Origin of the sequence: Dolichospermum flos-aquae CCAP 1403/13F, assembly GCF_012516395.1 — a bacterium.
Classification (GTDB): domain Bacteria; phylum Cyanobacteriota; class Cyanobacteriia; order Cyanobacteriales; family Nostocaceae; genus Dolichospermum; species Dolichospermum lemmermannii.
Genome location: NZ_CP051206.1, coordinates 1,508,102 through 1,527,500, shown reverse-complemented (window position 1 = coordinate 1,527,500; position 19,399 = coordinate 1,508,102). Strand labels below are relative to the sequence as shown.

Here is a 19,399-nt window from a genome sequence, read left to right as displayed (position 1 = left end):
GACCAATTTAGGCTCTATTAGCAATTTTCATTGCTTTCAAGTTCTAAATGGATTAGGTCTCCCTAAAAGGAGGTGATCCAGCCACACCTTCCGGTACGGCTACCTTGTTACGACTTCACCCCAGTCATCAGTCCTACCTTAGGCATCCCCCTCCAAAAGGTTGGGGTAACGACTTCGGGCGTGACCAACTTCCATGGTGTGACGGGCGGTGTGTACAAGGCCCGGGAACGAATTCACTGCAGTATGCTGACCTGCAATTACTAGCGATTCCTCCTTCACGAAGGCGAGTTGCAGCCTTCGATCTGAACTGAGCTCCGGTTTATGAGATTCGCATCACATCGCTGTGTAGCTGCCCTTTGTCCGGAGCATTGTAGTACGTGTGTAGCCCAAGACGTAAGGGGCATGCTGACTTGACGTCATCCCCACCTTCCTCCGGTTTGTCACCGGCAGTCTCTCTAGAGTGCCCAACTTAATGCTGGCAACTAAAAACGAGGGTTGCGCTCGTTGCGGGACTTAACCCAACATCTCACGACACGAGCTGACGACAGCCATGCACCACCTGTGTTCACGCTCCCTAAGGCACTTCCATCTTTCAACGGAATTCGTGACATGTCAAGTCTTGGTAAGGTTCTTCGCGTTGCATCGAATTAAACCACATACTCCACCGCTTGTGCGGGCCCCCGTCAATTCCTTTGAGTTTCACAGTTGCCTGCGTACTCCCCAGGCGGGATACTTAACGCGTTAGCTACGGCACAGCTCGGGTCGATACGAGCTACGCCTAGTATCCATCGTTTACGGCTAGGACTACTGGGGTATCTAATCCCATTCGCTCCCCTAGCTTTCGTCCCTCAGTGTCAGTTTTGGCCTAGCAGAGCGCCTTCGCCACCGGTGTTCTTCCTGATATCTACGCATTTCACCGCTACACCAGGAATTCCCTCTGCCCCGACCATACTCTAGCTTTGTAGTTTCCACTGCTTTGATCTGGTTGAGCCAGACTCTTTAACAGCAGACAAACAATGCCACCTGCGGACCCTTTACGCCCAATCATTCCGGATAACGCTTGCATCCTCCGTATTACCGCGGCTGCTGGCACGGAGTTAGCCGATGCTTATTCCTCAGGTACCGTCATTTTTTTCTTCCCTGAGAAAAGAGGTTTACAACCCAAGAGCCTTCCTCCCTCACGCGGTATTGCTCCGTCAGGCTTTCGCCCATTGCGGAAAATTCCCCACTGCTGCCTCCCGTAGGAGTCTGGGCCGTGTCTCAGTCCCAGTGTGGCTGATCATCCTCTCAGACCAGCTACTGATCGTCGCCTTGGTGCGCCTTTACCACACCAACTAGCTAATCAGACGCAAGCTCTTCTTCAGGCAGCAAGCCTTTCACCTCTCGGCACATTCGGTATTAGCCACCGTTTCCAGTGGTTGTCCCCAACCTGAAGGTAGATTCTTACGCGTTACTCACCCGTCCGCCACTAAATCCCGAAAGATTCCGTTCGACTTGCATGTGTTAAGCATACCGCCAGCGTTCATCCTGAGCCAGGATCAAACTCTCCATTTTGTTTCTTTCGAGTTTGTCGGCTCCGAAATTAGTTAAAATCTCGAATCCTCTTTAAATTATCTTCACGACGAGGATTGGTTTAATCTATTCTTTCAAAGTATTATTTTTTCTCGGTTCAGTTGCCGGGAGTTGTTTTCTCTTCCCGGCACTTATCTAATATAGCAATCCTTCCTTTTCCTGTCAAGGGGTTTGGAAAATATTTTTTTGGGAGGGGAAAATAATAGCTGAAATCTTTGTGAAAATAGGGATTCAGCCTATTTTCTAAGTTATCAGTCTGGTAAAAAAACAGGAATTATCTTTTTGGTCTCATGCAGGTTAGCGAAGGAATCAATCGGCAATAAAGGGGTTAAACTCTATGTTCCCCTGATTTTTAGTGATAATCATGGCTTTTCGCCATCCTAATCATAGTATTTGAGATTACTTATTTGGAGGTTTTTGAGGGTGAAGCCTTTTGCAAATGTAGTAATGTATTATACAGTTGCTTTTTTAAATTATTGTTGTTTTGGATTTCTAAGGTGATTTTATTGAATCTTTCAACTGTAAGACCATTATCCTCGACTATTTTTTGAGAATGGTTGCAGTAATTTCCGGCAATATCTTTGGCTTTGCCAGGTAGTGCATTGATACTTGTAGGATCATTACAGATCACTTGGGGAACATCTTTGCTACCGATGAGTTTTTTGATTTCCTCAAAGGCTTGCTGACGGACTGGTTCCATCCCCAATACAGCTTTTGCATAGTTAGTTACTTCTGTATTGTTGATGTTTAAGGTTTGAGCGATTCCTTGGGAATTGAAGCCGAAAGTCGCGAATATCAGACTTGCAGTGGCAATAGTTGCCAAAATCAAGGGTTGAGAGAGAATTCGCTGCAACCGTTTGGTTGAATGAAGACTGTAAATTTTGAGCATATATAATACAGGTGACACAGAAGGACAAACAGGAAATGTGATCGATCATAAGTTTGAATTATTTTCTGAATTAGAAGTTCCAGTCAAGATTGAATCAATATATTGATATTGATGGGGTTATTAAATGCGGCGACATATTTGACAAAGTTCGATGACTTTAGTTTGTAGGGTTGAGGTTTCGGATGCACCTTGCTTGAGGCTGACTTCTAATTCTAATAGCAGTGGTAAGGCAGAGATGAGTTGCTGTAGGGGGAGAGATTTGACTTCTTGCTGTAGGAAGTAGATGCGTTTGGGGTTAGAGATTTCCGCACCTTGAGCGATCGCTTGCGGGTTGCGTTCACCACTGTCCATCATCATTTTTACTAATAACCAGGTGCGAAATTGACCTATGAGTGTGGCAACTATCCGTAAACCCGGTTCGGCTGCATTGCTGAGATCACCTAAGATTCCTAAGGCTTTTGGGGTGTCTCCAGTTCTGATGGCTGTTGCTAGTTGTAAGGTGTTTTGAGTGGTATTTCTCACTAATTCCGATACTGTATTCACATCTAAAGGTTTGCCACTACCTTCTGTATAAAGACGTAATTTTTCTAGTTCATTGTAGAGAAGACGGGTATCGTTACCTACTGATTCGGCTAATAGTTCGGCGACGAGGGGACTTATTTTTATACCGACAGTTTGAGCGGCTTGTTGAACTGATTGGACTAAAAGTTCGGTTTTCCAAGGGGGAATTAGGGGAAATTCGGAAATTGTAGCAAATTGCTTGAGGAGTTTTGTACTTTTAAGGCGTTCATCTGGTTTGTTGCGACTGGTTAATAGTAAAGTGGAATCTGGGGGGATGACTTTGAGAGTGCGTTGTAATTCGGCTAGGATAGGCTCTGGACAATTTTGCCCCAGAGTGGTGTTAATGAGCCACACGAAACGCCCACCAGACCCGAATGGCGGTGTCATTGCTTGATTTAAAGCTTGGACTATTGAATCGGGTTGATCTGCGGGAAATGAGGTATAGTTAAAACTAGTCCAGAGGGGATCAAGGATGCGATCTCGTAAAGTTACTACGGCTTTTTCCATGGCAAAATCGTCTTCGCCCCAGTAAACATATATTGGCATTGCAATTTAAAATTAAAAATTAATTTGGTCAAATTGAGTAAATCTCCCTACAATCTATCAAAAGAGCGCAAGGTGATCAAGATTGGACGACAACTACCAAACCTATTTAAATCGGGTAGCACACATGACGCTACCAGAAGCTTACAAAACCCAGATTCAGCATATTCAGGAATCTTCTAAATTTCGGGTTCATGCTGGAGTCAGAGTTGCTACACCCTTTCCAGGCTATACGCTGATTACCCCACCAGCAGCAGAAGACCTGAAAAACGCTGCTTTCTACGGTCAAATAGAAGCCTATCAACGGCAATTATTAGAGCTACCCATTGGTGGTGATTTGATTGTACCTGTTCCTGCTGTTAGTTTTCATCTGACGGTGGCAGATTTAATTTGGGATAGTGCTTTTCATCATGCTTGTACAAAAAATCCCCAATTTGCTGAAGATTTGAATTCTCAGTTGGCTGAGATGTTTCAACAATATCAACAATTGATGACAAAGGGATCTCCTATATCTTGGCAAATGTTGGGGTTGATTGTGATGCCCAGGGCTGTAGGTGTGTGTTTAGTACCAAAGGATAAACGTTCTTATGAGGAAATTATTCAGTTCCGACGGATAATTTATCAAAATCGCAAATTAATGGGCTTGGGTATTGAGCAGCATTATCATTTTACGGCTCATGTAACATTGGGGTATTTTAGCGAAATTCCCTCAGAGTTAGATCGGGTAAATCTGAATACAATGTTTTGTGAGTTTAATCAATCATTGCCGTTAGATACTCCAGATTTTCTCATTGATAAGGTGGAATTACGAAAATTTGATAATATGATCCGCTATTATCGTCAACCAGACTGGCCGAGTTTGGATTTTTAAGTAATTCATAGTAGGGGTTTAGCACTGCTAAACTCCTACAAACTCGACACATATAACAACTATGCGGCAGTTGAGCCAGATCATCATGGCCATATTAGCAATGAGCGGACGAGTAACGATGTTGGGAATATCACGTTGGACGCTTAGTGGTGGTAGTTATCGGACGGTAATCAGATTTTTTCAGACAGTCATACCGTGGGCAACGGTGTTCTGGGTGTTTTTTTGGCGGCATTTGTTTTGCCCAAATGATGTTTAGTTGTTGGCAGGAGACGAAGTAGTAATAAGCAAAGCCGGGAAAAAAACCTATGGATTAGATAGGTTCTTTTCCAGTCTAATAAGTAAACCAATATCGGGTCTATCTTTTTTTACATTATCATTAGTAAGTGTTCAACAAAGACACTCATTTCCGATTCAAATAGAACAGGTAAAGTTACACATAATTTCCAAGCGATCGCACCTCCCAACATCCCCTACAACAGAGAACTGCTTGCAGCAGCGCTTCGCTATCGCATCCCATCATCCCTTACAACAGCGAGCCTATTTAGTTGAGGATGATAATGTTACGAGCGGCTGAGTAATAACTTTTCTGTTTTTAGCTACCTGTTTTTTTCTTAAATCTTGACAAATTTCATGCAAATCATAATTAAAAGCTTTAGCGTGTTCTTCTCGGATTTTGTAAATTTCTTCCAATACTTCATCTTTCCACATAGTTAATCTCCCATAAGTTCATAAGGTGTACAAATCGTTGGTAGTTCATATCCAGATTGAATACTAACTTGTGAGAGTTTTTTCTGGATTTGTGCATTGGCAATATGTTTACAGTTCCATGTTAACAAATAATCTACTTTATAAACAGTGGCTAAGGCAATATGCAAGGCATCATCAGACGCTTTAGGAGGAAGATTGCTTTTTGTTAGAAATTGCTGGGCTAATTCTTCCACTGCTTCATTGAGTGCTAATAATGGTAATTCACTGATTAGATCCAGTCGTTTAGTAACTATTTCTTGATCTCCTCTGGCTAATTCTTCTAAAACTACTTCCGAGATATATAGAGTAAAATTTTCCCGACGAGTATCCCACCAATTTTGTGTAATTACTGAATTTGAAGCAGTAATTAGATTAGTGCTTGGTCTAATTGTTAGATAGCCAATAATACTGGTATCAAGATATAGACTTTCAATCATTATTAAATATTTAAAAAAATTATTTATTATTTTACTATATGATTGCTACAAACAACCGATCGCATCCCACATCCCCAAAAATGGTACATCCCACATCCCAAAAGCGAACTGCTTGCAGCAGCGCTTCGCTATCGCACTTCCCACATTCCCAAAAAGCGAACTGACAAGTCAGCGCTTGCGCTGTCACAAATTAAATTCCTGTCAGACTATAATAAAACCAGGGGATAATCTACTAAATAATAGCCTTGGTGATGACTAAAAAAGAAAAACTATGGCAAAAAGCTAACAATAGTCCAGAAAATCTAACTTTTGATGAATTTGAAACTCTCCTCATTCAGAATGGGTGGGAATTTAGTCGTCAAAAAGGAAGTCATCGTTTATGGTATTCACCGAATGGACAACCTTTACCAATTCAACCTCGTAAAGATGGAAAAGCAAAACTCTATCAAATTCAGCAGTTTTTTGAATATCAAGAGGGAAATCAGTAATGACTTTAAATAATTATAATTTTAATGGCTTTACAATTAATTTATATATTGATGAACAAGGAGATTGGTTAGCACATTTCCAAGAAATACCTAACATTTCAGCTTTTGGTGATACTCCTGAAGAAGCTTTGCAAGAACTAAAATTAGCCTGGGAGTTAGTGAAGGAAGATTATCAACAAAAGGGTAAAGAAATTCCCTTTGCTCCTGTGCGTAGAAAATTGTACTCTTCATGAAGCGATTCCTGCGGAGCGCTTCGCTATCGCACTCCCATCATCCCAAACAGCGAACTGCTTGCAGCAACGCTTCGCTATTGCATCCAACATCCCCTACAACAGCGAACTGCTTGCAGCAGCGCTTACGCTATCGCACCTCCCACATCCCCTCACATCCCCTACCCTAAAACAGCGAACTGCTTGCAGCAGCACTTACGCTATCGCATTCCCATATCCCCAAAAATGGTACATCCCATATCCCCAAAGCGAACTGCTTGCAGCAGCGCTTCGCTATCGCCCTCTCATATTCACAAAACGGTTTCCCAGGAGCGATCGCTCTATTTAATAAATATGATTAATCTCAAGCATCTGGGTTATTTTGTAACCATTGTTCTAAATCAGTAACAGAAGAAAAATCTAACAGAGCCTCACCCAATAATTCTAATTTATCAATTGTTAATCTACGAATTGAGTCAATCAAGGATAATTCAATTTCACCAACTCGCCGATTTATTTGTCGTATAATTAGCTGTTGCTCTCCCCGTTCCATAGCTAGTTGTTCTGTTGGGCTAATTAAAGGCATTTTTCTTTCCTCCTCGAAATGTTTAATTTTAGTAACCAATCCTGCTTGTAATTGTTTAGGTAAAGTCATCATTGTGTCGATGATTTTAAATAACTTAATAACTTTCTCTTTTGTGAAGCCCCGGTCATAAAGTCCTCTAATTAATATCCATTTCCATTTCTCCCTTTCTGCTAAATTACTGGTGGTGGCTTTAGTCTTTAAATGTGCCATGACTATGATAGCAAAGGGATTATCGCTCCTTTCTAGTTCATCCCACTTTGATTCATAATCAAGGATTTTAGCTATGGGGAATTTTAAATTTAATTCACAATCCAACATAGCTCTATTATAACTATTTGGTCGCCAACTAGGACTTGTATCACCTAAAATTGCTACACTTACTACAAATTGGTGATAAAGGTCGAAGGCTCGGTAATTATAAATGTACATCCGTTCTTCAAAGTTGACATCATATTGACTCTGAATTTCTATGTGGATTAAAATCCATACTTGAGTTTGATCTAATAACCAAACTTTATACAGTTTATCGGTAATTCGGTTTTTGGTTTCTCCTGAAGCTGTAATTTCTTGCAGTTCTTTATCTAAAGATTCAGGGGTTTTTGTCCAATCTATTGCTTGATGGGCTACAGGAAAGAAAAATGCTAGGAAGCTTTCAAAATATTCATTTAATGCTTCTTTCCATGATTGATCATAATTTGCTGTTACTTCACTCATTTTATTTCTATATTAGAGGGTGTTTGAAAAGTTATGGTTGATGTATCAAATATTTTTTACCCCACCCTAACCCTCCCCTTGTAAAGGGGAGGGAACTGGATTTTTATTGTTTCCCCCCTTTACAAGGGGGGACTAAGGGGGGTAGTAATGTGATGAAAATTACGGAATACCACTTTTCAAACATCCTCTTACAAAGAAGGGAACAGGTAACGGATAGTATGTTAATTTTGTGTGTTTTGGAGCGATGCCTGCGGCGAGCAAAGCTATCGCCATTTCTAATGTGATCATTAGACATCTCCGAAAATTAAATATGCGTGACATGAAACCCCTGTAGAGACGTTCCATGGAACGTCTCTACAATCTTTACCGGAGATGTCTATTTATTTCTCCTGTAACTTCAAATTATTTCTATTTTAGACCCAAACAAGCGATTCCTAGGTCGCGCTTCGCTATCGCTCCCCCATATTCCCAAAAGGCGAACTGACAAGTTAGGACTTGTGCGATACCTGCGGCAAACGGAGCGATCGCCATACTACCACAGAGTCTCTGTTTATACAGATTTACTAAAAATATATTCTAGCGCCAGCTAATTTAAATACAACATATTTCCATGTCAACCTTCTCAGGTAAGATTCTTAAGGAAAAATTTTAAATATCTAACTTTTGGTAGATGCCAGACTTTTGTATACTCAATATCATGTTCTTGCTGCCAGCTACGCGCAGAAACCAGTTAACTACCATATATTTTTTATGACATCTACACTTGCCAACAGTTTAATTACCGATGATTTGTATCTAAATCAGGCTTTATTACCAGCATTAGAACAAATAGAACTGTATCTACAAGATTTTGCGAACAGTGAAGAGTTTGTGGCAAAGATGCGGTTGGCTTTTGGGGAGACTTTTGATCCAGAAGCAGCTTTAAATCTGGGAAATGCTTGGAAAAATCAAGATTTTAGCAACATCCCAGCAATTACCATTCTTTCTTCATCGGAATTAAATGGGGCAAATGGAGCTTTTGCGGCTACTACGAATACAATTTATCTATCGCAAGAGTTTGTTGCAAATCATCAAGACAATATCGCAAGTATCACCAGTGTCATTTTAGAAGAAATAGGTCATTGGGTTGATAGCCAAATTAATACTGTTGATTCACTGGGAGATGAAGGGTCGATTTTTTCGGCTTTGGTACAAGGTAATAGCCTTGATGATGCAACCTTAGTAGCTTTAAAAACGGAAGATGATTCAGGGATAATTATAATTGATGGGGAAGTAGTTGCAGTTGAACAGGCTACAAACACTATTCAAACTGCTACTGGTGACGGCGGACTACGAGTTACGGTAAATGAATTTGGTGGGTTTAGGGGTGCTATTTACGATCCTGTTGGCAGCAAAACTCCATCTGACACAACTTATGATTCTTTTGTCGCTTTAGGTATTATTGGCACTAATGGTACAACAGGATCGCGTATCGAATTACAGTCATCAGCCAGTAATAATGAGGCATTTACAAATTTCACAAATACCACCACAAATAGCACGTTTACTGTTAATGGACTACAGTTTCAACTCAACCAAAATGTTCAAGATGGTCTCAATGCTACTCAAGTTAGAATTGGTAGCCGCTTAAATCAAACCTATACTATTACTAACACCACAAGTCAAACGATCAATTTTGATCTGGTACGTTATGTTGATGGAGATTTAGGGTTTGATGGTAGCATAAGCGATGGAGGCGGAAGAATTGTTCAAAATGAGCAAGAGATTTTGTTTGAAACTGATGCCGGAGGAACAGGTCAAACAGATACAACCTTCTTCGGAATTACTGCTACTGGTGGTACTATCCCAACCACAAATCGTTGGGAACTAGATGATTACAGTAGTCTAAGTTCTAGAGTTTTAGGGGGTAATAGCCTGCGAAATACAATTGTGCAAGGTGACAACAACTCTGATCAATTTATTGATGCTGGTTCGGAATACGATGTGGCACTTGCACTGAGAAACGTTTTTTCTCTAGCACCAGGAGCATCTACTACTTACACAACCATAACTCGTTTTGGTTCTGGTGGAGCAGATCAATTAGATGTTACCCCACCTACTGGCGGTGTCAGTAATTTGCCTGCAACTACTGTTGGTAATAATATAAATGTGAATTGGGGTGCAACCGATCTAAGTGGAATCAGAAACTATGATGTATTTGTATCTGTAGATGGTGCAGCCTTTACTCAATGGCAAGCAGATGTTACCACAACCTCCGCCGTTTATACTGGTGAAGTAGGCAAAACCTATACTTTCTATAGTTTAGCCACTGACAACCAAGGTAATGAACAAATTGCTACTACAGCAACTAGAACTTCTACTCAAGTAATTAATCCTATTACCCTTGCTGTTAGCCCCACCAGCGTTAACGAAGATGGTAATTCCAACCTTGTTTATACATTTACTCGCAGTGGCAACCTCTCTACAGCCTTAACTGCTAATTTTAATGTTAGTGGTAATGCCACATTTAACACCGACTACACTCAAATAGATGCAGCTAGTTTCACAGATACAACTGGAACAGTTACGTTTGCAGCAGGTGCTAGTACAGCAACCGTAACTGTAAACCCCACTGATGATACCACTATTGAAAGCGATGAAACAGTAATTCTTACCCTAGCCAGTGGCGCTGGTTATACAGTGGGTACAACGGCGGGTGTAAGTGGCACAATCTCTAACGATGATTTTCCATTGATTAGCCTGGCCGTCAGTCCTACCAGTGTGGTGGAAGATGGAACTGCAAATCTGGTTTACACCTTCACTCGCACAGAAGCAACTACTAACGCCCTCACGGTAAACTATGGTATTAGTGGTACAGCCGATATCAGTGATTACTCTGGTGCAACCCCAGGTACGGACAAAACCATTACCTTTGCTGCGGGTTCTAGTACAGCAACTGTTACTGTTGATCCTACTGCTGATACAACCATTGAAAGCGATGAAACAGTAATTCTCACCTTGGCTACTGGCGCTGGTTATATAGTGAGTACGACAACGGGTGCAAGTGGAACTATTACCAACGACGACACAGCAGTATTACCCAACATTACCCTAGCAGTAGCACCCTCAAGCGTCCTGGAAGACGGAACGGCCAATCTGGTTTACACCTTCACTCGCACAGAAGCAACTACTAACGCTCTCACGATAAACTATAGTATTGCTGGTACAGCCGATACCAGTGATTACTCTGGTGCAACCCCAGGTACGGACAAAACTATTACCTTTGCTGCGGGTTCTAGTACAGCAATAGTGACTATTGATCCTACGGCTGATACTACTATTGAATCCAATGAAACCGTTGCCTTAACCATTGCTTCGGGTACAGGTTACACCATTGGTACAACGGCTGCTGTTACGGGAACTATTATTGACGATGACACTCCAGTAGTTCCAGGCACTTTAAGCTTTAGTTCTCCTCAATTTAGCATCCAAGAAGATGGTACACCCATTGCTGATGTCACCGTTACTCGTGCTGATGGTAATGATGGGGCTGTAAGTGCTACTATCAACTTCAAAGATGGCACAGCTAAAGCGTCAAGCGATTACAACAACACAGGAATTACCGTTAATTTTGCTGATGGAGAAATTAGTAAAACTGTCAATATTTCCATTCTTAATAACACGACGGCAGAACCTAATGAGACTTTCCAATTACTTTTAACTAACCCAACGGGAGGTGCAAGTGTTGGAACTCAAAACACCGCCAAATTAACAATTATTGATGATGACGGGCTTTCCATATCAGGATTTCCGCAAGGGACAACTGGTAGTAATAAAGGTCAAACTACTATCATTATTGCCGGTCAAAAATTCTTACCAACTGATGAAATTAGTTTGGTTTCATCTACTGGAACTGCCACAACTGCTAATAAAGTTTATTGGGTGAATGATACCGAAGCTTGGGCAACTTTTGATTTGCAAGGATTAACTACAGGGCAATACGATGTTAAAGTTGCTAATGGACAAAACAGCTTTGTTTCTAACGATTCTTTTACCGTAACTGATGGTTCACTGGGAAATATTCAAGTTAAATTGAGTTATCCAGCAAATGGTGTAGTTACAGTTAAATATACCAATGTTGGACAAACAGATGTCGTTGCACCTTTACTCAGAATAGTACCAACCAATGCCCAAGTTACTTACCCTGAAGAAAATACCGTTAGTGCTACTCTGCGTCAACTGCTGAATTTAACTTTAGGAACAAGTGATGATGGACCAGCAGGAATTTTAGCGCCCGGTGAAAATGGGGAATTTTCCTTTGCTTATACTCCTAACGGTAACGGTTTAATTTCCTTTGCAGTGGAACAAGTTCAACCCAATGAAGTGATTAATTGGGCAAGTATTAAAGCCGAATCTCGCCCAGACTATTACACTAGCTCGGAAGCTTGGGATGCGACTTGGAGTAATTTAACAGATGCTTTAGGAACAACTACGGGACAGTTTCAAACCGTAATGGCGGAAAATGCCAATTATTTAAGTCAACTTGGACAAGAAACAAATGATATAAGCCGATTATTTGCTTTCGAGTGGCAACAAGCTGGCAATAATTTGAATAATGTTAGCTTAATTAGCACAACGGATGTAGTGGATGCTGCACCTGGACTGTCTTTAACCTTTAATCGCACCTTCTATCAATCTATTGCTGAACGCTACAATTTAGGTGGTTTAGGAAGAGGTTGGGCTAGTCAGTGGGATTTACGCGCCACAACTGATAGTAAAGGTGATGTAATTATTCGTAGTGTGGGAGATTTACAGCGCGTTTTTGAGAAACAAACCGACGGCGTAACTTATCTTGAAGATGGTGGTGCAACTTTAACAATTACTAATGGTCAATATCGCTTAAAAGAAGTTAGTGGTTTAGTTTCATTATTTGGGACTGATGGCAAACTCAGCTATGTTGAAGATACCAACGCTAATCGAATTACGCTGGAATATACCAACAATCTCCTCACTAAGTTGGTTCACACCAATGGCGATAGTTTAACCTTAGCTTACAATGCCCAAGGGCGGATTAGTCAGATTACCGACTCTACAGCACAAGTCACCAGTTACAGTTATGATGCTGCTGGGGAAAATCTGCTATCTGTCACCAGTCCTGAAGGCACAACAACTTACACTTACGATACAGGGAATATTGCAGCGAAAAAATATTCGTTGTTATCGGTGAAATCAGATTTAGGTTATGAGCGTACTTTTGAGTATGATAACCAAGGTCGTCTAACTAAAGAGTTTAGCAACGAACAAACCCAAACCCTGACCTACAGTTACGATAGTACAGGTGGTGTAACGATTACCGATAGTACAGGTGCATCTCAAACTATCCTACTAGATGACCGAGGCAATGGTGGACAAATTCGCGGTGTTAATAACCAAAATCTGATTTTCAACTATGATGCAGATGGAAATTTGATTGGTGCAACCCTGCCTAATGGTAGTAAAACTGGTTACGCTTACGACACAAACGGCAATTTAACCCAGCAAACAAATTTACTCAATCAAAACGTTAAATTTACTTACGATGCTGCCTTTAATCAACTGACTGGTTTTAAAGACCCTAAAGGTAATGGCGTTAATTATACCTACGATACCAAAGGTAATCTCACCAAAATCACATATCCCGATGGTAGTAGCGAACAGTTTAGCGTTGATGCTTTGGGAAATATTACCAGTGCTGTTAATCGTCGTGGTAGCACCATTGGATATACCTACAATACCAGTGGACTGCTAACTAAGAAACAATATGCAGATGGTTCTAACGTTAGCTATGGCTATGACACCAAGGGAAATCTTACCAGTGTCACCGATGCCACGGGAACTATTGCAATGGAGTATGACGTTGCAAATCAGCTTACTAAGATAAACTATCCTACAGGACGTTCTCTCACTTATACCTACAATGCTGATGGTCAACGGACTAAACTTGTCTCTCAAGATGGTTATACGGTTAACTATAGTTATGACACCGTTGGACGCTTAAAAACTTTAACCGATGGTACAGGACAAAGCATTATCAGCTATGACTATGATAGTGCGGGTCGTTTGACTAAGGAAACCAACGGTAACGGGACTTATACGACCTATCAATATGATCTACAGAGTCAGTTAACTCAGTTAATCAACTATAAAGCAGATAATACCGTTAACTCTAAGTTTGAGTATGCCTACGATAACTTAGGTCGGCGTAATAGCATGACCACATTGGAAGGAATTTTTCAATATGGTTATGATGCAACTGGTCAATTAACTTCTGTGGTTACGCCTACAAATCGTACCATTAACTATCAATATGATGCGGCGGGAAATCGGATTGGTGTGACAGATAACGGGACGACTACCAACTACGACACGAATAACCTGAATCAATATACCAATGTGGGTAATGCTGTCTATTCCTACGATACAGATGGGAATTTGATTAGCAAAACCGAAGGAGGACAGACTTCAACCTATGCATACAATGTTGAAAATCGTCTGACTAAAGTTGTCACTTCTCAAGGAACTTGGGAATATCAATATGATGGGTTAGGAAATCGTGTTGCGACTGTTTTAAATGGTCAACGCACGGAATATTTACTTGATCCTTTTGGGTTTGGGGATATTGTTGGAGAATATAACGGTAGTACCTTAGTTGCTAACTACACTCACGGTATTGGTTTGGTGAGTCGGGTGAATGGTAGCAATAGCAATTATTATGATGCAGATGCAATCGGTTCAACGATTGGGTTAACAGCAACGGATGGAAGTTATGTTAACCGTTACAGTTATTTACCCTTTGGGGAAGATTTAACGAAGGTTGAAGGCGTTGCTAACCCCTTTGAGTATGTGGGTCAATGGGGGGTAACGGATGAGGGTAATGGACTCGATTTCATGCGAGCAAGGTTTTATGATAGTGGTTTGGGACGGTTTACTGCGGTCGATCCGATTGGGTTGAATGGTGGGGATACGAATTTTTATCGGTATGTATCAAATGATCCCGTAATTTATATTGATCCCATAGGTTTTGCTCGGTTTTATTATCGTCCACTAGATGGATCTTTAGGCACACTTTATCCTAATGGTCGTAATCCTTTAGATAACTATACCAACACAGAGATTGGTCATGAGCAAATTTTTTATGATGATGGAACTAATGAAGGCTATTTTGATGATAGTAAAGTCAGACCAGATAATCCAAAAAATTTAACAAATTATGATCCAAGTTCTGCTAGCAAATATTATGATGATGATTTGCTAAGACAAGCTGTTAAGAATGTTAAACCAGATCCTTATTTTGGTATTCCAACGCCTTGGAACGATAATTGCCAATCATGGGCTGAAAGAGTCAGAGACGAATATGAGCGTTTAAAAAATCAGCAACCCAAACCTCCAAAAACTCCAACTCCCGGCGGTGGCACATACAACGACCCCCACCTCCAAACCCTCGACGGTTTAGGCTACGACTTCCAAACCGTAGGCGAATTTACCCTCGTTAAATCCACCACCGACGACTTTGAAATCCAAACCCGCCAACAACCTTGGAACAATAGCACCAGTGCCTCTGCTAATACTGGTATTTCAATTAATAGTGGTGGTCAACGCATCGCCATTTATGCCAACCAAACCAACCCCCTCCTCATCAACGGTACTGCTGTCACCCTTCCCGCCGGCGGACTCTATGCAGTGGGTCAAAACCTCATTATTCGAGAAGGCAGCAAATACAGTATTATTACTGCCAACAATGACCTTGTTGTAGTTAATGATAAGGGTACTTGGCTAAATATTAATCTTGGTCTAGCTGATAATCGTCAAGGTAAAGTAGTCGGACTCCTGGGCAACTTTAACGATAATCGCAATGATGATTTTGCCCTGCGTGACGGTACAGTTATTGGCGGTTCTATCACCAATCAACAACTCTACGGTGATTATGCAGCCGGTTGGCGGATTACCCAAGCCACATCTCTCTTTGATTACGCTTCAGGACAGGATACCAACACCTTTACCGACCTCAACTTCCCCCAAAATATCATCACAGCAGCCACATTAACCCCCGCACAACGCGCCGCAGCCGAACAAATAGCCCGAAATGCCGGAATTACCGACCCTGATGTGTTGGAAGATATCATTCTGGATATTTTTGTCAGCAATGGTAACACTGAATTTATCCAAGGGGCGCTAAATGGGGCAATTGACCAACAACGGATAGAAACCGTCAGCGCACCTAACACCCTGATAAACCCCGATGGTTTGGGAAATCAACACTATTTAACCGCAGGTGCAGTCATTCCCTACACCATCCGCTTTAGCAACAATGCTGCTGCGGGAACGACTCCAGTTGCACAAGTTACTATTACCCAAACCCTTGATACCGAACTTGACTTCAACACCTTTAACCTAAATGATTTTGGTTTTGGGGATATTACAGTTAACGTTCCCAACGGCGCACAAAATTACAGCGAACGACTTGATCTGCGTAGTACCAGAGGTGTCTTTGTTGATGTCAATGCGGGAATAGAGACTTCTACAGGTGTGGTTACTTGGACATTTACCGCCATTGACCCCGCCACAGGAAATGCTGCTGACAGTGCTACTCAGGGCTTCTTACCTCCTAATGATCAAAATGGGGTAGGAAGTGGTTTTATAGGCTATAGCGTTCAACCTAAAGCCAACTCTGCTAATAATACTCGCGTTGATGCTCAAGCCAATATTACTTTTAATACTCAAACACCCATTCAAACGGTTGCGGTCTTTAACACCCTAGATAGTGACATTCCTACCAGTCAAGTTAATGCTTTACCAGCCAATAGTAACGCAGACTTTACGGTATCTTGGACGGGTTCAGATAGTGGTAGTGGTATTGCTGCTTATGATATTTTTGCCTCTACTGATGGTGGTGAATTTGTGCTGTGGAATGATGATATTACGGCTAATTCTGCCATTTATATCGGTCAAGCAGGGAAAACATACAGTTTCTATAGCGTCGCTACCGATAATTTAGGACAAATAGAAACAGCACCAACTCAAGGTGATGCAACAACAGCGATTCTTGGTGTCAATAATCCACCAATTGTGAGTAATGCTATTCCTGATCAAAATGCGAAACAAGGAACTGCTTTCAATTTCCAAGTTCCCACCAATACCTTCACAGATATTGATGCTGGTGATGTTCTGACCTATTCAGCAACCTTAGAAAATGGTAATGCTTTACCAATTTGGTTAACTTTCAATTCCACAACTCGCACCTTCTCCGGGACTCCCACTAATGACAATGTTGGCAGTTTGAATGTTAAAGTAGCAGCTACAGATAAAGCTGGAGCATCTGTGAATGATATCTTTGTCATTGCAGTTGAAAATGTCAACGATGCACCGATAGTTGCTAACCTAATCGCAGATCAAAATGCTAAACAAGGAACTGCTTTCAATTTCCAAATTCCCACCAACACCTTCACAGATATTGATGCTGGTGATGTTCTTAGCTATTCCGCAACATTAGAAAATGGTAATGCTTTGCCAAGTTGGATAACTTTCAATCCTACAACTCGGACTTTTAGCGGTACTCCAACTAATGATCATGTAGGGAATTTGAATGTTAAAGTGGCAGCTACAGATAAAGCCGGGGCAACTGTTAGTGATATCTTTACTATTACCGTTGAAAATATCAACGATGCACCCGTTCTCAAAAATCCACTTTTAGATCAAACAGTTAAGGTCAATTCTACCTTTACATTTACACTACCCAAAGATACCTTCTCCGATCCAGACGCAGTTAATCCCTATAAAAACCTCGTCATCTTTGGTGATAGCCTCTCAGATACAGGTAATGCCTACAAAGCATCCGGTAATACCTTTCCACCATCACCTAATTATCAAGGTCGTCTTTCTAATGGCTTAATTTGGGTTGATTACTTTGCCCCTGATTTACAATTTACAAACCAATCAATTCAAAATTACGCCTTTTTGGGCGCAAATACAGGAGTAAGTAATACTTTTGGGCAAATAACCGTACCTGGATTACTCACACAAATTCAGCAATTTAAAACTTTAAATACCAATTCCATTGGTAAAGATGGACTTTATGTAATTTGGGCTGGTGCTAATGATTTTCTGAATCTTGCCACAGATCCTACTCAGGCTGTGACTAATGCAGTTACTAATATTAGTAGTGCAATTACAACCTTAGCCGGATTAGGTGCTAAAGAAATTGTTGTTGGCAATTTATCAGACTTGGGTGCTACTCCTTTGAGTATTGCTAATAACAATGTAGCGAATGCCAGAGCAATTTCTATTGGTTTTAATGCAGCTTTAACTCAAGCTTTAACTAACTTAGAACCAGCCCTCAATGTTGATTTATCTTTGGTAGATATCTTTGGTTTGAGTACAGCATTTCAGACTAATCCTGCTAATTACAAATTCACGAATATTACCCAACCTCTAATTACAGTCACTACTCCAGTTAATCCTGATCAATATGCTTTTTGGGACGATGTTCATCCCACAACCAGACTGCATCAGTTAGTAACAGATACATTTGAAAATACACTGCTTAATGATGGCGTAATTCCTGATTTAATTAAATATTCTGCCACGTTAGCTGATGGTAGTAATTTACCAGATTGGTTGAATTTCAACTCTACAACTCGCACCTTTAGTGGTACTCCCAACACAGGAAATGTCGGTAAATTAGATGTCAAGGTAATTGCGACAGATAAAGCCGGGGCAACTGTCAATGATATCTTTACTCTCGCAGTCAACCAATCTACAACTGTAGGAACTCCAGGAGATGATAAATTAATTGCCACTCCTGGTAGTCAATTCGATGGTCAGAACAATATTGTATTTACAGGTGCAGGTAAAGACGAGGTAGACCTGTCCACTGTATCCAGTTTGCCCAACTCAGGTAGCAATATCGTTGATCTGGGTAGCGGTGAAGATACAATTTTTGTGAATAAAGGCGATCGCACTTTCGGTAGTGATGGTAATGATACCTTTGATGCTAGAGATGGCCAAGGTAATAACCGAATGTCCGGTGGTCTTGGTGATGATACCTTCTACTTAGGTAGCAATGACCGGGCTTTGGGTGGTGATGGTAAAGATATCTTCAGAGTTAGTCTTGGTGGTGGTAACTTAATTTCCGGTGGTGCTGGCGCTGACCAATTCTGGATTGTCAATGCTGAATTACCCTCTTCGGCTAATACCGTGCTTGACTTCCAACTGGGTACTGATGTGATTGGGATTAGTGGTGCTGTCAGTTTAGGTATTACCACATCCACACTCAAGTTAAATCAAGTTGGTGCAGATACTGCGATTGTCTTCAATAATCAAACTCTAGCTACTCTGACTGGAATTCAAGCCAGTAGTTTGAGTTTGACAGATCCTAAACAGTTTGTTTTTGCGTAATAAGCATTTAGGAGGTAGGGGTAAAGCAAGAGCTTTATTGGTGTCAACTTAACGCAAAATCTTGATCCCGCAAGGAACTCAAGTTCCTTGCTAATAGCGAAAGTCATCTAAAAGATGACTAAATACTAGGAAAATTCATTAGTCCGTTTTAACGGACTTGAGCTATGAGACAGGGAATTTATTCCCTGACGGGTTTTTGGCAGTGCGGGCATACTATGGCTAACGCCACGCTGCGCTATCGACAAGCTCAGTACAAGTCTTGCCCGCGTGAGCGAGACGCTCACACTACAGTCCATCATTTTTATCTTGACGAACTACTAGTATTAGCAGTTGTAATCTTGTAAAATACACCATCTTTTCCTAATCTCAC

10 protein-coding genes, 1 rRNA gene and 1 pseudogene are annotated in these 19,399 nt (G+C 41.2%); 5 read left to right on the top strand and 7 right to left on the bottom strand.

The genetic code is table 11. The features are described from left to right. Positions 1-65: 65 nt before the first annotated feature. The 3 genes from HGD76_RS07505 to holA form a co-directional block, all read right to left on the bottom strand. A 16S ribosomal RNA gene (locus tag HGD76_RS07505) occupies positions 66-1,554 on the bottom strand. 421 nt (positions 1,555-1,975) lie between these two features. Next, complete coding sequence (locus HGD76_RS07500; protein ID WP_168695397.1) at positions 1,976-2,461, bottom strand: DUF4168 domain-containing protein; 486 nt, start codon at positions 2,459-2,461, stop codon at positions 1,976-1,978. Between the two features lie 120 nt (positions 2,462-2,581). Beyond that, complete coding sequence (gene holA, locus HGD76_RS07495; RefSeq protein WP_168695396.1) at positions 2,582-3,568, bottom strand: DNA polymerase III subunit delta; 987 nt, start codon at positions 3,566-3,568, stop codon at positions 2,582-2,584. An 82-nt stretch (positions 3,569-3,650) separates the two neighbouring features. Here holA and HGD76_RS07490 point away from each other — a divergent pair, with 82 nt between their 5' ends. Both HGD76_RS07490 and HGD76_RS07485 read left to right on the top strand, forming a co-directional pair. After that, positions 3,651-4,436, top strand: coding sequence for a DUF1868 domain-containing protein (locus tag HGD76_RS07490; RefSeq protein ID WP_168695395.1), 786 nt, complete (start codon positions 3,651-3,653; stop codon positions 4,434-4,436). A 61-nt stretch (positions 4,437-4,497) separates the two neighbouring features. Next, positions 4,498-4,863: pseudogene (locus HGD76_RS07485) on the top strand (transposase); the annotation flags it as partial. A 110-nt stretch (positions 4,864-4,973) separates the two neighbouring features. On the opposite strand, the gene HGD76_RS07480 reads toward HGD76_RS07485, so the two are convergent. Genes HGD76_RS07480 through HGD76_RS07470 form a run of 3 tightly spaced genes read right to left on the bottom strand, consistent with a single transcriptional unit; the run spans position 4,974 to position 5,807 of the window. Then, positions 4,974-5,144: a hypothetical protein gene (locus HGD76_RS07480; protein ID WP_015079759.1), complete on the bottom strand. Its 171-nt coding sequence runs from the start codon at positions 5,142-5,144 to the stop codon at positions 4,974-4,976. A 2-nt stretch (positions 5,145-5,146) separates the two neighbouring features. Beyond that, positions 5,147-5,620, bottom strand: coding sequence for a type II toxin-antitoxin system VapC family toxin (locus tag HGD76_RS07475; RefSeq protein ID WP_168695393.1), 474 nt, complete (start codon positions 5,618-5,620; stop codon positions 5,147-5,149). A gap of 34 nt (positions 5,621-5,654) precedes the next feature. Further along, on the bottom strand, positions 5,655-5,807 hold the full coding sequence (locus HGD76_RS07470) for a hypothetical protein (RefSeq protein WP_158310516.1): 153 nt from the start codon (positions 5,805-5,807) through the stop codon (positions 5,655-5,657). 64 nt (positions 5,808-5,871) lie between these two features. On the opposite strand from HGD76_RS07470, the gene HGD76_RS07465 reads away from it, so the two are divergent. Together HGD76_RS07465 and HGD76_RS07460 are read left to right on the top strand one after the other, a co-directional pair. After that, positions 5,872-6,108 carry a type II toxin-antitoxin system HicA family toxin gene (locus tag HGD76_RS07465; protein ID WP_168695391.1) on the top strand — a complete coding sequence of 79 codons (237 nt, stop codon included), beginning with the start codon at positions 5,872-5,874 and terminating at the stop codon, positions 6,106-6,108. After that, positions 6,108-6,341, top strand: coding sequence for a type II toxin-antitoxin system HicB family antitoxin (locus HGD76_RS07460; protein WP_015079756.1), 234 nt, complete (start codon positions 6,108-6,110; stop codon positions 6,339-6,341). Before HGD76_RS07465 ends, HGD76_RS07460 begins: the two co-directional genes overlap by 1 nt. Before the next feature lie 340 nt (positions 6,342-6,681). Here HGD76_RS07460 and HGD76_RS07455 read toward each other — a convergent pair whose 3' ends face one another. After that, positions 6,682-7,617 carry a DUF4351 domain-containing protein gene (locus tag HGD76_RS07455; RefSeq protein ID WP_168695390.1) on the bottom strand — a complete coding sequence of 312 codons (936 nt, stop codon included), beginning with the start codon at positions 7,615-7,617 and terminating at the stop codon, positions 6,682-6,684. Positions 7,618-8,367: 750 nt separating this feature from the next. Between HGD76_RS07455 and HGD76_RS07450 the strand changes: the two genes are divergently transcribed. Next, positions 8,368-19,029: a putative Ig domain-containing protein gene (locus HGD76_RS07450; protein WP_168695388.1), complete on the top strand. Its 10,662-nt coding sequence runs from the start codon at positions 8,368-8,370 to the stop codon at positions 19,027-19,029. The last annotated feature ends 370 nt before the right edge of the window (positions 19,030-19,399 follow it).